Genomic DNA, 15,510 nt, shown 5'->3' with positions numbered 1-15,510 from the left:
CTCGTACCGTCACGTCCTTTCTTGCTTCGAATAGTGATGCTTGTCCCAAACAGTGTGCCACAACCCGGATCACAAAGCAATAGGTTCGCTTCGCGACCTTTTATAGGTTGAGAAGAACACGAAGGGGCGATTAGCCAATTTTTTTCTTTATTATGCTCTATCCAGCACATGGACATTTGGTGAATAAGTCATAGCTCCAGATAATCCTTCCATTTTTTGGCGGACACAGATTCCACTAATTAGGCTTTTTCTCTGGTTTCATGCTTTAAGCGGACAGGAGGTCCGTTATCGCCTTCAATATCTTGTCAAAAGGGCTTCTGGCTGCGCACTAACGGCTCCTGAGTCCGTAGCCTGTCCTAAACCCGCGATTCTGCTGAAATAGCTGCTGCTGTGTCCTCCAAGTCTATCTTTGCGCAGAGAGTAAACCTCTGAGGGTGAAGAGTCTAAAGCTGCCTTTCAGTACGCAGGTACACTTCCATGAGGGCTGACATTCCCGGAAGCAGCGCTAATACGTTTGATGCTAATTTGAGCAACATTTGGCTCGCTTACGTTTGCATACACGACCTAGCCTGAAGTTTAAAGATTTGGTTGGAAAATAATGTTGATTGTCCGTATTTCCTTACCTTTATTCAAGGTGGTCTAAGTGTTAATTCTATAATACTCCAAAGTTATATAATATTCGTTTTGAATAAATAATGTAGTAGTAGTTTAGGTGGGAAGTCAGCTATATATCATATAAAGTTTATTCAACAAATCTAATGAAATTGTTAAAAGTAAACAGGTTGACATTAACCTAGAGCTGGATGTTTATCTAAAGCGTGAGGGGAAGAGGTACCTGCTAAAAAGTTAGGGGAAAGGAGTTTCAGAAATGATTCAGAAAAATACTATGGAAAAATTTGAATTAAAATTATATCATAAATTATCAATTTTAATTGCTTAATTTGTAAATAGGGGAGTCAACCAGATGGCAATAAATTCAGTCAGACCAGCAGCAGTGTCGGCGATTGGCCCAATTATTAAATCGGCAGTAAGCAGCAGTCCAGTTGCCAAATCCACCTCTAGCAGTTCGAGCGCGCAATCCTCAGCTAAAAGCACGCCAGCACCGGCAGCGCAGTCGCCAGCTAAAAGCACGCCAGCGCCGGCAGCGCAGTCGCCAGCTAAAAGCACGCCAGCACCGGCAGCGCAGTCGCCAGCTAAAAGCACGCCAGCACCGGCAGCGCAGTCGCCAGCTAAAAGCACGCCAGCGCCGGCAGCGCAGTCGCCAGCTAAAAGCACGCCAGCACCGGCAGCGCAGTCGCCAGCTAAAAGCACGCCAGCACCGGCAGCGCAGTCGCCAGCTAAAAGTACGCCAACGCCCACAGCGCAGTCGCCAGCTAAAAGCACGCCAGCGCCTACAACACAGACCGCTGCACACGCGACTGCTAATCAGCAAATTATAAAAGCGAAAGCGGATTATGACGCAGCAGCAGCTCGTGGAGATAAGGCGGGTATGCAGGCCGCGCATCAGCAGGCTGAGACGGCCCGGGCTAATGGGGGAACCATTGGAGCGGACAAGACACTTGAACAAGCGCGTGCAACGCAGCCTGCTGCATCAGCTTCTCCAACTCCACCAAAGGGTACAGCCTCCTCGTCGCCAAATGCTTCAACTTCTTCTTCATCAACTACTAAAGGAACAACTGCACCAAATACGGCTGTTAGTCAGCAAAGCTTGAATGCAGAATTAGAGAAAAATAAGCAAATGTGGTGGGAGGCCAAATTTAAAGGCGACTCGGCGGGGATGGATAAGGCAGCCCAAGCCGGTGAAGAACTGCGAAAAAAAGGTGCGGTAGAGACAGAGAACAGCAAGCAGCTGGATACTAAAAACACCGCCATTTTAAAAGAACAGAAGCAAGCGGGATTAAACAATGAATTAGAAAAGACGAAGATAGATTGGTGGAATGCTTCTGTTACAGGCGATCAGGCAGGAATGGATGCAGCAAAAAAGAAAGGCGAACAATTACGCGCCGATGGGGCCATGGAAACAGAGGCTGCAAAGAAGAGAGACCAAGATGAACTGAATCGACAGCTTCTTCAAACAAAGAAGAACTGGTGGGAAGCACGTTTAATCGATAATAAAGATGGGATGCAGGCGGCGGAGGACCGTGGCTCTGTATTAAGGAAAATGGGTGCAGTCGACACTGCAGAAACGCAAAAGCTTGATACGGAATATTTGTTAAAGCTGCAACAAAAGCAGGACGTTAATAGGCTGGCTGAGCAAAATCAGAACAATGCCCAGTTGAAAATGTGGAAAGAAAAATGGTGGTTGGGAAGATTAAATGACAATCAGGCAGAAATGGACGAGGCTTCCAAGCAAGGTGAGCGGCTGCGAGCTAAAGGCGCAGTAGAGACGGATGAATCGCGAGCCATAGATGCGAAATATAGCCCTTTGCTAGCGAAAAAACTGGAAAATGAAAGTCTTCTGCTTCAAGCCAAGAAGGATTGGTGGGCGGGTACCCTAAATCTGGATAATACGAAGGTAGATAATGCAGCCAAAACGGCAAGCAGCTTGCGTAGTCAGGCATATGTTAACGATCAAACGCCGGAAATGCAAAAGCTTGATACGCAGAACAGGCTATTTTTGAATGCTAAAATCAGTTATTACAACCAAGTTGTAAATATGAATGAAGTGGGAAAAAGCTCCGAGCTGGCGGCTATGAAACAGGCGAGACTGAACGGTGCAAGCTTAAACGAATCGGCAGTCTATGGTTTGGACAAGATCAATGAACAGTTAATTGGCAATAAAAAAGAATATTGGCAGAAGCGGGCGCAATATGATGCTGAAGGAGCTAGTATTGTAAAAGGCCAGGAGGCAAATATTCGGAAAGAGCATAAAGATTTCGCTACGATGCTCGTAACGAACGGTCAAACCGAATTTGACACGCTGGCAAATGCTATTATATATAACAAGAAGCTGCGCTGGGATGTTTATGCGACGTTGAATCAGAACGAGGTTTCTCAAATCCAATCGCGAGATGCAGCTATTGGTAACGACATACGCCGTATGAATGTAGCAATGGGCACCGTTTTTACAAAAACGAAATTGGATGAAGTGAATGAGCAATTAATAGGGCTTCGCAAGGAGTACTGGACTAATGTCGATCAATATCAATTATCTGCTGCCGACACCAAGGCTAAAGAATGGTCAAAGCTGGTAGCCAGCCATTCCGGCATGGAGGGGCTGTTGAAGTCTAGTAAACAGGACGCTAACAATTGGACCTTTAACGAAACGCGGAATCAGATGAACGCAGCGCTTAAGAACGGAGAGCATGAGGATGCCATCCACTATATCCGTTCCATGCAGCAGCAGATAGAGGCAACAGGAACAGACTTGTCCATTCGCCGATCTGGTACCGTATCCCAGCAGTCGGCGAATAACCTAATGGTTTACATTAAGGAGCAGGAATGGAGCAACTTGCTGGAGCTTCGCAGCGATGAAGGTGGAAGGCTGCAAAAAGCGAAGGCAGCAGTCAAATACAATCTGGGCATTGATGTCGATGATCCAAAAATAACGCAGCTGGATCAAAAGAACTTTTTGATTTTGTCGGCGAAAAGAGATTATTGGCAAGGTGTTGCAAAGCTATCCTCTCAGGATATGCAGCAGGCGATCGGCGCAATGAACAGTGCAGCAGCGAGTCCCTATGCTTCCTTGAAAGCGGGAGTGGATACACCGTATGACCGATTATATCGGGATGGAATCGAGCTGGACCTGCTCAAGTGGAGCGGCAAAGGGAATGTTGCGCTGGAAGCACGCGTTGAGCAGAAGAGTAAGCAGTTGCAGTCGGCACTTAATCAGGCTAACAGCTATACGAAAACATTTATGGCGGCGACAGGGCAAGCTTTTACCGTGCAGCGGCTTGATTCGGGTACGACACTTGATCAAGAGCTGGAGCAGCTATATGATTTGAAAAAGAAGAAATGGGAATTTATCGCTGCAGGAAATATCCCTAATGTGCAGTCTTCTATTGACGCGGAGCAGAAGAAAATAAAGGCGATTGAGTCGGTTTTGCAGGCGACGGATGATCGAATTGCCAAGGATTTAAAGCTACCTGTATTCGCCCTAGATGCAGCTAATCAGCGTGTGTTAGATCAACGCAATGCGATTATGCAGGCCATTAAAGATGGTGACCGGGATCGAGCTGGGAAATTGTTAACGATGGGGCAAGATTGGGGTAAAGAAGGGGCAACACTGGATATTGCGAAGCTTGTACCTGATCTCGGCAGCATCGATTGGGATGGGCCCTCGGAGGCCGACCATTTTAATGAGCAAGTAGCGTCTATTATAGCCTCGACGAATGCGAAGTTCAGCTCAGAGGATATTAAATCCCTTCAGCAGTCGCTGACGAAAATGAACATCTATGACGGTGCGGCGACAGGGGTGTACGACAAAAAAACCTTTGTGTCGGTATATGCCTATCAGAAGCTGCTGGAAAGTGACGCGCGTGCGGCGATGTGGGAGAAGCAAGGAACTTTGTTAGGCCGAGATGGGGTCGTCACAGAGGGGCTTATTAAATTCGCGATGACTGATGTAAGCCTAGGCAGATTCAATTCACCTAATGCCAATCAGCAAGCCATGAAAAATACGGTGATGCTGATAGGGATAGGAGATGGAGTGGTATCTCAGCTTGCCAGTGATGGTATGGACATGCTGAATGCCGCGGCAGCTTTTAATCCATTAACCTCTACCTTTTGGAGAGAAACGGTACCGAATTTCACTGCGCTTGTTACAGGAATAGGCAACGGTAAAATTACGGCGAGCAGTTTATTTGAAGGATTAAAAGAGAGTGTCAAGCAGGAGTTCGTTGAGCCATTTCAGTATATAAAGAACAACTACAATAGAGTAGTGAATTTGCAAGCGAGCTATGAAGAGAACCGAGAATTCGGTAAAAATGTGGCGAAGGCGATTATGGTCGTGGGTGCAGCGATCTCGCTCGGAGCAGGAGTCGCTAAGCTGGCATCAAAGCTTCCTCCGAAGCTGGTAGAGGGTATTGAAGGAGCGGTTGGGAAATCTGTAGCAGATGCGGAGAAGCTGGAGAGTAAGGTTGTTGAGGGGACGGGAAAAAAGCTTCCTCATCCTATTGGTCCACGTGGACCTGCTATTATATGGACACCGTCATTTAAACAGGAGGAAATTGCACTAAAAACATATGAAAAATTAAGGGGAACGGGTCTTGATCCAAAGGAACTTGAAACATTCTCTAAAAACACGGGCTTAACTTTAGAAGAATCAAGACTTTTAAAAGATCATATATTCATGACTGAACACGTTAATTTGGCAGATTGGAAAAATGGTGAGTACTATTATAAAGGTTACTTTGATCCAGACATAGATATAGCTTATGGCTGGGAGAAGGCTCTTGAAGGGGAGCTTAATATAGAGCAAAAAGTCTGGTTTAAAGCATTAAAGGAGCATGAACTTGAAGAAAGTGTACTTATGTCTAAAGGTCTTCCATATCGTGATATAGCATCTTTTAATAAAGAGAAGGGTCTATCAGGTTATCCTCCGGGTGCACATGATTTAGCATCACCGCCACCAGGTGAGTTCCCAGAATTTAATCCGAAAATTTGATAAGAGGTGACAAGTATATTGAGTAACTTTAACGAGGCTAAGGCACGGATTCTAAATATTGAATGGGAGAAAAAAAATCCTAATCAACCTTCTCATCGGGAACTGGTAGCTGAATTTATTCGTAGGGGCAATTTATTTTTAGATTATATGAATCAAGATCAAGAAAACAGGCGTGCTGTCTTTAATGCGCCCGAATTAGTCAATGCCCACATACCTGTAAGTATAAAGGATAACTATAATGATACAATCGAGAAAATTCCTGGAGGTTGGGTATCAAAATACATGTGTACTTTTTATTTAGAATGGGCATTTTTAATCGATCAAAAAAATCCGGTTGCCCAACTGTTTACAGATATTTACGATCCAGTTATAAAACTATATGAGCGAGGGGGAGTCATTAGTTATCATCATAATGAACTTATATGCGGTCAGTATGGATGGTCGCGCAACTCTGCATTTATGTTAAGAGAGCATGACCCGATTGATATTAATGATGAAACATTAAACAAACTAGACAATTCATAACCCTATGTTAAGCTCCACGCTATGCGTGTGAGAACGGAATAGGGAGAGTCGATTCAATGATGTAAAGCCTTCATTTTAGACCTGATATTCTCGATCCCAAATAAAACGGATTTTAAATATACCATAAAGAAAAGATGGGGCAACGTTGGAAAGATTTGAAAAAGCAGTACAAAGAATTATAAATACTGACTGGAGCATCAGTAAGCAAGACCTACCTTCACATACATTACTTGTAACTGAATTTATTAATAGGGGAAACGTTTTTAGGGATGCTTATTGTCCTGAAAATAAAATACGTAAACCCATATATAGTGCAGCACTAGAAAAGGTTTTAGATGCTGTTGAAGTATTTGGACAGGGACCAATTATTCTGAAAGACTATGTAAAATCACGTAAACATGATTGGAACGAAGCTTGTTATATCCCCGATGCTTCAAATACAAAAAAATTATTAAAAGTAGTAAAGAAATTTGTAGAATTGCAAGGTGACGAGTTGAATGAAGGGCTTGTGTTTAAGGAATTCGTAAATTTGGAATTTTTATCCTATCATCCGCAGAGTGGAGCACCATTGTCAAAGGAATTTAGAATTTTCTTTTTGGAAGGTAAGCCTTTAATAACGATGGAATATTGGGACGAGGGAATATATGATGAAAATAAACCAGATCTAGCTCCCTTCATAGAAATTGCGAAGAAAATAAACAGTCACTTTTTCACAATGGATATAGCAAAAGTTGAGAATGGCTAATGGGTCATTCTTGAATTGGGAGATGGGCAAGTATCAGGCCTGCCCGATAACGCAGACCTTATAAGTTTCTATAATAAAATTAATGTAGCAACCATTCATTAAACCTAATTTGTGATTTGTTTTTCAAATGTAGAGGTGCGAATGATCCGGTGCAACCAAGAAAGCGACGTATTCGCACCTCAAACAGACAAGCAAGCTTCCTCTTCCAAATAGACTTTTTCCCCGTTCACTCCACCACTACCCACGAAGCCTCCGCATCTTCAACACCAGCAAAAGCACAATAAACAACGCGAGCACAATCGTAACAGCGAGCGTGCTGAATACGATGGCTTCCTGCGCCTGCTGCTTGACGATGATGGCGATGAACGCCCAGACGAATACGGCGACGAAAGCGGCATCGCGGTAGCTCCAGCCAATGATTAAGGCGAGCAAGGTAGCGACTGCCAGCAAAATAATCGTCCATGCCGTCTCGGACAGCCCAAAGCCCTGCCAGCCCGACTTGTAGAGCGCGGATGTAATATTGACGATGGTCGCCACGCTAATCCAGCCGAGATAGAGACTGAAGGGCAGCCCTACAAAAAAGCGTTCGCCAGTCGTTGCCGTCTGCCAGCCAGGCGTTCTGGCGCGCGTATAGATGGCGATCAGCGTGATGAGCAGTGCGAGCATAATAAATACGCTGGCGTACACCTTCTCGTATTGCCAAGCAAAAATCCAAGCCGCATTAAACAGGCAGCTAACGAAAAACAAGATGCCTATCTGTGCGGGCAGCCTGCTTGCTCTGCCTGAGGGCAGAAAGGAATAAATAACAAATCCAGCAAGCAGCAAATAAATCAGGCTCCAGATGGAGAAGGCATAGCCAGCGGGCATGAACAGAATCGGGTATTGCGCCGCAAGCTGGGCAGTCGTTTTGCCTCCAAGCGGCAGGGTAACGGCGAGTGCATTGACGACAATGACGATCAACAGTCCAAAAGCGTTTAGCCAGCGATAGGCAGCGTTCATCTTATTTTTCTCCTCTCCTCGTGTATCTCTATTGTCTTATTCACCATGTCAGGCTTTTATTTCACTCCATCTCGTTTAATTCTTGCACAAAAAGCTCAAGCTTCATGTAGGAAAGCGCAAAAGAGAAGGGGGTATTTGCTTAAATGACTATCACTGTCTCCATCACACTTATACTTGCGGCCTGTTGTTTGGCAGCAGGCTGGATTGGCTGCCGCAGCCGGAAGGCGCAGCTTGTAATGGATGCGCTGGCAGCCATTTTGCTTTTTACGACGTTTATTTCCATTGCTGCGGCGATAGCGAGAACGATGCTGAGGGACACCGTGTTTATGACCGAAATTCATGCGGTGCTGCTTAATCCTGTTTTTATGATAGGAGGGGCTTATTTGGCTATCTATACCCCAGCGCGAATGGCTTTGAATGTGCTTCGGCCGTCCAGCTAGCAGCAAACTAGTGGCAATGTGCGAGAGAAGCGCGTATGCTATCGCAAACATATTGCCATTTTAATGCGCAAGGAGGCAGTTGCACGAAATGACGCATGCCAAAGTGGCGTTTGTTACACCAGGGTCATTTCCGATCCCATCCGCGAAAAGCAGCTCAGTCGAGCGGGTAGTCGAAAAATTCGTTCCACTTCTAAAAAATCGGATTCATCCCCGCATTTACGGCAGGACAACAAAAGGACTGAAGGGCAACGGGGTAGTTGGCGGCGTCGACTGCGTCAGATTCCCAGCGGTGAACAAAGCAAGCTATATTGCCGCTGTTGGACGTTCCCTAGCTGCTTACAAGCCGCATGTTATTCAGGTGGAGAATCGTCCCCATAACGTGCTTACCCTTAAGAAGAAGCTGCCGGCCGCCCGAATTTGGCTGAGCCTGCATTCCTCTACTTTCCTAAGTCCCGGGCATATCTCGCCAGCCAGGCTGCACCAAAGCCTGCAAGCGGCCGATCGCATTATTGTAAATAGCGAGTTTCTGCGCCGCGTCGTTGCGACGAGGGCGCCTGAATCGGCAGCGAAAATACGAGTCGTCTATCCCGGCGTAGAGACGGAGCTTTTTCCGTCGCGGTTTACCGAGGAAGGGCGACAGAAGCGGGAGCGGCAGCGGCAGGCGAAAAAGCTGGTGGGCCGCGAGGTCGTTATTTTTCTCGGCAGGCTCATTCCGCTGAAAGGCGCTCACCATCTGCTGCATATTATGCCTGAGCTGGTAAAAAAACATCCTAATATGCTCGCTGTCATCGTTGGCAGTCCGTTCTATGGGTCACATCGCTCCACCGCTTATTCCCGCAAGCTCCAGCAGCTCGGCCGCGCTTACCCCAATCATGTACGCTTCGTTCCTTATGTGCCTTATACCGAAGTGCCGGGCTGGTTTTTAGCCGCAGATATGGCGATCGTACCTTCCGGACAGCGAGAAGCTTTCGGGCTTGTTAATGTCGAAGCGATGGCGACGGGCCTTCCAGTAGTGGCCACACGGGCAGGAGGCATGAAGGAAATTGTACGGGACGGCGTCACTGGTTATTTGATATCGCAGCAAAATCTGGAAAGTGAGCTGAAAGCCAAGCTGCATGCTTTACTCGAAAGCTCCGAGCTTAGGGCGAGTATGGGGAAGAAGAGCCGCGAGCGGGTGGAGCGGAATTTTACTTGGCAGCATACGGGCCGCAGCTGGATGAATGTGCTGAATGAACGAAAACTGTTTGATTTGATTTGACAACCAGTATATGGGGGCGGTATAGTCTAACAAGGAAATCCACTAGGGGCGCCTTCATGGCTGAGATAAAGCGAATGAGCTTTGGTCCCTTTGAACCTGATCTGGGTTATGCCAGCGTAGGAAAGTGGGAAAGTGAGTTCATCGCGAGCAGCTTCTTTTTGCTTTTTTAGCATGGGGGAAGCTCTGCCTTTCGCGTATGTTTGCACATTCTGCCGCTTCTTCGCCGGAGCGGTTTTTTGTTGCCCTCTGGTTGAAAAAGCAGGCAAGCGGAGCGCCTTTGGCGTCTTCGTTTGTGGGGCGTCGTCATCCCGCCTAATGGAATGAAAGCAAAGGAACAGGCGCCGAGCGCTGCATTTTCCAACTGAATATACGTTTAAAGGCCTCCTGGTGGAATTTCATAATGCCATGGGAGGTTTTTTGCATATGACGATCTTTATGAATCCGCTGCCGGGTAGCAGCAAAGTGTACGAATCGGGAGCAAGACTGGATATTTGGGTGCCGATGCGCGAAATTGAGCTGGAGGCAAGCACAGGCAGAAACGGAGAAAAAGTACCGAATGCGCCGATCCGTGTGTATGACGCGAGTGGGCCGTATACCGATACCGCTTATGAGGCGGATGTTTATAAAGGGCTGCGACATGTAAGGGGAGACTGGATTGAAGGGCGAGGAGATGTGGAGCAGTATGACGGACGCACGATAAGGCCAGAGGATAATGGCTTCATGACGGCGGAGAAGGCGAGCGAGCGCGGAGCGGAGCTTTTTCCAATAACGACGCGGCCGCTGCGGGCGACAAAAGGACATAACGTTACCCAGCTTCATTATGCGCGCCGAGGAATCATCACGCATGAAATGGAATTTATTGCGATAAGAGAAGGGATGGACCCTGAATTTGTCCGCTCGGAGATTGCGCTTGGGCGTGCAATTATCCCAGCCAATATTAATCATCCCGAGATTGAGCCCATGATTATTGGACGGCAATTTCATGTGAAAATTAATGCCAATATTGGAAATTCCGCAGTAGCTTCTTCTATTGAGGAGGAGGTGGAGAAGATGACATGGGCGACGCGCTGGGGCGCGGATACGATTATGGATTTGTCCACAGGGAAAAATATTCATACAACGCGCGAATGGATTATTCGCAATTCCCCGGTTCCGGTCGGCACGGTGCCGATATATCAGGCGCTGGAGAAGGTTAATGGCAAAGCGGAGGATCTGTGCTGGGACGTATTTCGCGATACGCTTATAGAGCAGGCAGAGCAGGGGGTTGATTATTTTACGATCCATGCAGGCGTATTGCTTCGCTACATTCCGCTCACAGCCAAGCGGGTGACGGGCATTGTATCGCGTGGCGGCTCCATTATGGCGGCATGGTGCCTGGCCCATCATCAGGAAAATTTTTTATATACGCATTTTGAGGAAATTTGCGAAATTATGAAGGCTTACGATGTGTCATTCTCGCTAGGAGATGGCCTGCGTCCGGGCTCGATAGCCGATGCCAACGATGCCGCGCAGTTTGCCGAGCTGGATACGCTGGGCGAGCTGACGAAAATCGCCTGGAAGCATGATGTCCAGGTGATGATCGAAGGGCCGGGGCATGTCCCCATGCATCTGATTAAGGAAAATATGGACCGCCAGCTCGAGGTGTGCGAGGAAGCGCCTTTCTATACGCTGGGGCCACTGACAACCGATATTGCACCAGGCTATGACCATATAACATCCGCTATTGGCGCTGCCATGATCGGCTGGTTTGGCACCGCGATGCTCTGTTATGTGACGCCGAAGGAGCATCTGGGGCTTCCAAATAAGGAGGATGTGAAGGAGGGGGTTATTACGTATAAAATAGCTGCCCACGCTGCCGACTTGGCGAAGGGCCATCCAAGAGCCCACCTGCGCGACGATGCGCTGTCGAAAGCTCGCTTCGAGTTCCGTTGGCGCGACCAGTTCCATTTGTCGCTAGATCCTGAGCGCGCCATGTCGTACCACGATGAGACGCTGCCGGCGGAGGCCGCCAAGTCCGCCCATTTCTGCTCGATGTGTGGACCAAAATTTTGCAGCATGCGCATTACGCAAGATATTAGAGAATACGCGGAGCGGAATGGGCTGGAGACGACAGAGGCCATTGAAGCGGGAATGAAGGAGAAGTCCGAGGCGTTCAAGGAATCGGGAAGCAATATTTATGTTAGCGGGACATAAAATGATATTTGCTTAGGCAGACCGTTCCCCGAGCTGCTTTACCTTGGAAAGCCAGCCTTGTCTTTTCGCAAGCGACGATTTTCTGACCTCATACAGCGTAGTGAAACGGACGGATTTGACGCCGCAAAATTGCAGGATATTGATTTTCATCATTTTGTGGCCAGCCATGCCTTGGAAAAAGCGGTAGTACCAGCCCGGCGCGTCCATCGTGACGATGATCCGGGCTGTTTTTCCTTTAAGCAGCTGCTCGGGAAGCGCCTTTCCTTTCACATATTTATAAGCAAAGCCGGGCAGGAAGACGCGGTCAATGAATCCTTTAAGCAAAGCAGGAGGCCCGCCCCACCAGGTTGGATATACAAAAACAAGATGATCGGCCCATTTGATATGCGCCTGCGCGTCCTGCAAATCCTGCTCCAGTGGTTCCTTATTGCTGTAGCCACCGGTCAGGACGGGGTTGAAGTCGAGCTGGGACAAATGAATAGTACGGACCTCGGCGCCAGCGGCACCCTCAGCATAAGCGGCAGCCAGCGCCTCGCTGTAGCTTCCTTCAGCGGGATTGCTTTGAATAATTAAAATTTTGTTCATCGTTTTGAAACACTCCTTTAATTTTAGTTAACAAACACTAACCAATAAATAAAAAAGAAAAGGTCACGAATGACCGATTAAAGCTAATAGATGCAGTTTAATCTGTTCTGCGTCCGGCACAAGCTGGGAGGGAAGATCGCCATGCATGCTGGATACCGCAAGCTGGGTTATAATGCCGATCACCATGACAGCCGACAGGCGGGCATTTTGCTCTGGAAGCTCGCCGCGCTCAATGCCTTGCTCTATAAAATCAATTAATGCATCAAGTGGCTGTCTAAGCTGCCCTTCCATCCTTGCTGTATAAAACAGTTCATGCTGCTGGGCAAGAAGCAGCAATCCGTACTGGTCCTCATCGTGCATTTGCAGTACCTCATCGATTAATTGCCTAAACCGGCTGGCGCTGCTTCCGTTCTTCTGCACATAATAATCGATTAAAGCGGTGTAGCTGGCACAATCCTGCTCAAAGATTTCCAAGGCAACGGCGTCCTTGCTTTTAAAATGCTTGTAAATCGCCGCATCGGTAACTCCGGCAGCATGCCCGATTTCTTTGACGGAAACACCGTCAACACCCTTCGTGGCAAATAGCAGCATCGCCGCCTGCAAAATATCCTTTTTTTTACTATCGGCATGTGATTTTTTATTCATGTTTGTATTGTAAGTGAACACTAACTAAAATGCAAGAGGCAATAAAAGCAGTCATGATGGATTTTTAAACGGATATGATTATTTCATCGCGAAACGATAGCTTTGCCGCCAGAGGATGGCGGTAGCCGTTTACGCTTGAATAAACAAACAAACTTTGGTATATTTGAAAACGAGAATCGTTATCATGATACCATTTTGTTTGGTGTGAAGGGAAAGGTAGCTGCAGCATGTCGTTGAAACAGGAGCAAAAACAGGAATTAAAGCAGATGAGGCAGCGTTCAAGGCCGCTAGTAGCGACCATCATTCTTATCGTTGGCACAGCCGCTGTATTATTTGGCCTTGCTTTATCTATTTCAGTCGGAGCGGCTAAAATTAGCTTATCCACGGTCTGGACTGCCGTTTTTAATTTTAATCCAGATATTACCCAGCATCAGATTATTCAAGAGCTGAGAATGCCAAGGGCGCTTGCAGCTGCACTTATAGGGGCTGCCTTCGCGGTATCGGGCTCCGTTATGCAGGGAATGACCCGAAATCCACTGGCCGATCCGAGCTTGCTCGGGCTTAATGCGGGCGCAGGCTTTGCGCTGGCGCTTTGCTTTGCTTTTTTCCGCGGCATGTCGCATTTGGAAATTATGATTATTTGTTTCTTTGGAGCGGCGCTTGCCGCAGGTATCGTCTACGGTATCGGCTCGCTCGCCAAGGGCGGCTTGACGCCTGTCCGGCTGACGCTTGCGGGCGCAGCTATCAGTACATTGTTCATGAGCCTGTCGGAAGGGATTCAAATTCACTTTCAAATTGGACAGGATATTGCATTTTGGTATGCAGGCGGCATTGCCGGTACAAAATGGTCGCAAATTGGCATTGTTGCCCCTTGGATTATCGGCGGCATCTTGGTAGCCATTGCGATTTCACGCTCCATATCCTTGCTCAGTCTAGGCGATGATGTGGCGGTGTCCCTCGGTCAGCGTACGAAGCTGACGAAGACGATCGGCATTATTGTTACGCTCATTTTGGCGGGCGCATCGGTATCCGTTGTCGGAGCGGTCGGCTTTATAGGATTAATTATTCCCCATTTAGCACGCTATTTGGTAGGTGTGGATTACCGCTGGATTATACCTTGCTCCGCCGTGCTTGGTGCGCTTTTGCTCATCGTAGCAGATATTGTAGCGCGTACGATTAATAGCCCTTATGAGACCCCGGTCGGTGCTCTTATTGCGATTATTGGGGTACCCTTCTTCCTTTATCTTGCGGTTCAGCAAAGGGGGAATTTATAGCTATGAGCACTGCTACTTTAATTCCAAAAAGCGAACAGCTTAGAACAAGGCGAGCGATAATCGTCATGTCCATCATGGGCGTTCTTATTATTACAGCTTTTGTCATTAGTATGAATACAGGCTTTATTAAGCTTACTCCATTTGATGTATTTAAAACATTATTCGGATACGGAACGGCGAAGCAGGAGCTCATTTTATTTGATTTCCGGCTGCCTCGAATCGTTATTGCCGTATTAATTGGTGCGGGCTTTGCCGTTTCCGGCTGTGTCATGCAGGGGTTGTTCCGCAATCCGCTGGCTGATCCGGGCTTGCTCGGCATTAATGCTGGGGCAGGACTAATGGTTATTTTGTATATTTCCTTTTTCCGTGACAATCAGATGGCATCGCCATTCTTTATGCCGATGCTGGCATTCGGCGGGGCTGCGCTAACTGCCTTGCTAATTTATACATTGTCTTATAAACGTTATCACGGACTGCTGCCTACGCGGATGATTTTGGTCGGTGTTGCGGTGCAAGCCGGAATTAGTGCGCTTATGATTGTACTTAGCCTTGCGCTTGATCCGAATGACTACCAACTCGTTCAAGTTTGGCTTGCAGGAAATATTTATGGAACTAACTGGAAGTTTGTGCTTGCAGCCCTCCCATGGATATTAATTTTGATTCCATACGTGATGTACAAATCTCGTACAATGAACGTTTTGAACCTTGGCGAACAAATGGCAACGGGACTCGGGTCGCCAGTTGAGAAGGACCGGATGAAGCTGCTTGCAGCAGCGGTAGGTCTGGCTGCAACGTGCGTGGCCGTTGGCGGCGGTATTTCCTTTGTTGGGCTGATTGGTCCGCATTTGGCTCGTCGTCTTGTTGGACCGACGCATCAAATACTCGTTCCAGCTTCCGCGATGGCAGGAGCATTGCTCGTCATTGTGTCCGATACGCTGGCCCGCTGGGCGTTCCAGCCTTCGGAAATTCCGACAGGTATCGTAATCGCCGTCATTGGCGCTCCGTATTTCCTTTATTTGCTGTCCCGTTCCAAATAGGCTGTGGCAGCTCCATTTATTATTGTTTTATGAGGTCTTTCGAAGCGCTTTGCGCTTTCGGAAGGCCTTTTTTCTGTATGGAAGTGAAATGGATGTTATTGCGTTAAAGTGGAGCGTCTTATTGTGTTTTTGGGCTCTTGCCCCAGTCTTTTACTTTACGAGGATTGTCAGTCCGTTAAGCTTTTGCCTGTCAGCCCACAAGAT

The 15,510-nt window shown here is 47.5% G+C and carries 11 protein-coding genes and 1 riboswitch; of the genes, 8 read left to right on the top strand and 3 right to left on the bottom strand.

Features of this window, described 5'->3' with window-relative positions; genetic code table 11:
* Window positions 1–964 precede the first annotated feature (964 nt).
* The 3 genes from MHB80_RS20815 (at window position 965) to MHB80_RS20805 (ending at window position 6,875) form a co-directional block, all read left to right on the top strand.
* Window positions 965–5,605, top strand: coding sequence for a hypothetical protein (locus MHB80_RS20815; RefSeq protein ID WP_341278764.1), 4,641 nt, complete (start codon window positions 965–967; stop codon window positions 5,603–5,605).
* An 18-nt stretch (window positions 5,606–5,623) separates the two neighbouring features.
* Window positions 5,624–6,130: a hypothetical protein gene (locus MHB80_RS20810; RefSeq protein WP_341278763.1), complete on the top strand. Its 507-nt coding sequence runs from the start codon at window positions 5,624–5,626 to the stop codon at window positions 6,128–6,130.
* Window positions 6,131–6,275: 145 nt separating this feature from the next.
* Window positions 6,276–6,875, top strand: coding sequence for an ATP-grasp domain-containing protein (locus MHB80_RS20805; protein ID WP_341278762.1), 600 nt, complete (start codon window positions 6,276–6,278; stop codon window positions 6,873–6,875).
* A gap of 237 nt (window positions 6,876–7,112) precedes the next feature.
* Here the strand turns inward: MHB80_RS20805 and MHB80_RS20800 are convergent, their stop codons facing one another.
* Window positions 7,113–7,874, bottom strand: a complete 762-nt coding sequence (locus MHB80_RS20800) for a tryptophan-rich sensory protein (protein ID WP_341278761.1) — start codon at window positions 7,872–7,874, stop codon at window positions 7,113–7,115.
* A gap of 143 nt (window positions 7,875–8,017) precedes the next feature.
* On the opposite strand from MHB80_RS20800, the gene MHB80_RS20795 reads away from it, so the two are divergent.
* The 3 genes from MHB80_RS20795 (at window position 8,018) to thiC (ending at window position 11,765) form a co-directional block, all read left to right on the top strand.
* Window positions 8,018–8,314, top strand: coding sequence for a hypothetical protein (locus tag MHB80_RS20795; protein WP_341278760.1), 297 nt, complete (start codon window positions 8,018–8,020; stop codon window positions 8,312–8,314).
* 88 nt (window positions 8,315–8,402) lie between these two features.
* Complete coding sequence (locus tag MHB80_RS20790) at window positions 8,403–9,572, top strand: glycosyltransferase family 4 protein (RefSeq protein WP_341278759.1); 1,170 nt, start codon at window positions 8,403–8,405, stop codon at window positions 9,570–9,572.
* A 34-nt stretch (window positions 9,573–9,606) separates the two neighbouring features.
* Window positions 9,607–9,712: riboswitch (TPP riboswitch) on the top strand.
* Window positions 9,713–9,995: 283 nt separating this feature from the next.
* Complete coding sequence (gene thiC, locus MHB80_RS20785; protein WP_341278758.1) at window positions 9,996–11,765, top strand: phosphomethylpyrimidine synthase ThiC; 1,770 nt, start codon at window positions 9,996–9,998, stop codon at window positions 11,763–11,765.
* Between the two features lie 12 nt (window positions 11,766–11,777).
* Here thiC and MHB80_RS20780 read toward each other — a convergent pair whose 3' ends face one another.
* Both MHB80_RS20780 and MHB80_RS20775 read right to left on the bottom strand, forming a co-directional pair.
* Window positions 11,778–12,350: an NAD(P)H-dependent oxidoreductase gene (locus MHB80_RS20780; protein ID WP_341278757.1), complete on the bottom strand. Its 573-nt coding sequence runs from the start codon at window positions 12,348–12,350 to the stop codon at window positions 11,778–11,780.
* A gap of 63 nt (window positions 12,351–12,413) precedes the next feature.
* Window positions 12,414–12,995: a TetR/AcrR family transcriptional regulator gene (locus MHB80_RS20775; protein WP_341278756.1), complete on the bottom strand. Its 582-nt coding sequence runs from the start codon at window positions 12,993–12,995 to the stop codon at window positions 12,414–12,416.
* 227 nt (window positions 12,996–13,222) lie between these two features.
* Between MHB80_RS20775 and MHB80_RS20770 the strand changes: the two genes are divergently transcribed.
* On the top strand, window positions 13,223–14,269 hold the full coding sequence (locus MHB80_RS20770) for an iron ABC transporter permease (RefSeq protein WP_341278755.1): 1,047 nt from the start codon (window positions 13,223–13,225) through the stop codon (window positions 14,267–14,269).
* Window positions 14,270–14,271: 2 nt separating this feature from the next.
* The gene (locus MHB80_RS20765) at window positions 14,272–15,306 is read left to right on the top strand and encodes an iron ABC transporter permease (protein ID WP_341278754.1); all 1,035 of its coding nucleotides are present in this window, start codon (window positions 14,272–14,274) and stop codon (window positions 15,304–15,306) included.
* Window positions 15,307–15,510 lie beyond the last annotated feature (204 nt).

It is taken from the genome of Paenibacillus sp. FSL H8-0537 (assembly GCF_038051995.1).
Taxonomy (GTDB): domain Bacteria; phylum Bacillota; class Bacilli; order Paenibacillales; family Paenibacillaceae; genus Pristimantibacillus.
The sequence above is the reverse complement of the archived record's forward strand: the minus strand, read 5'-3'. Positions and strand labels throughout refer to the sequence as shown.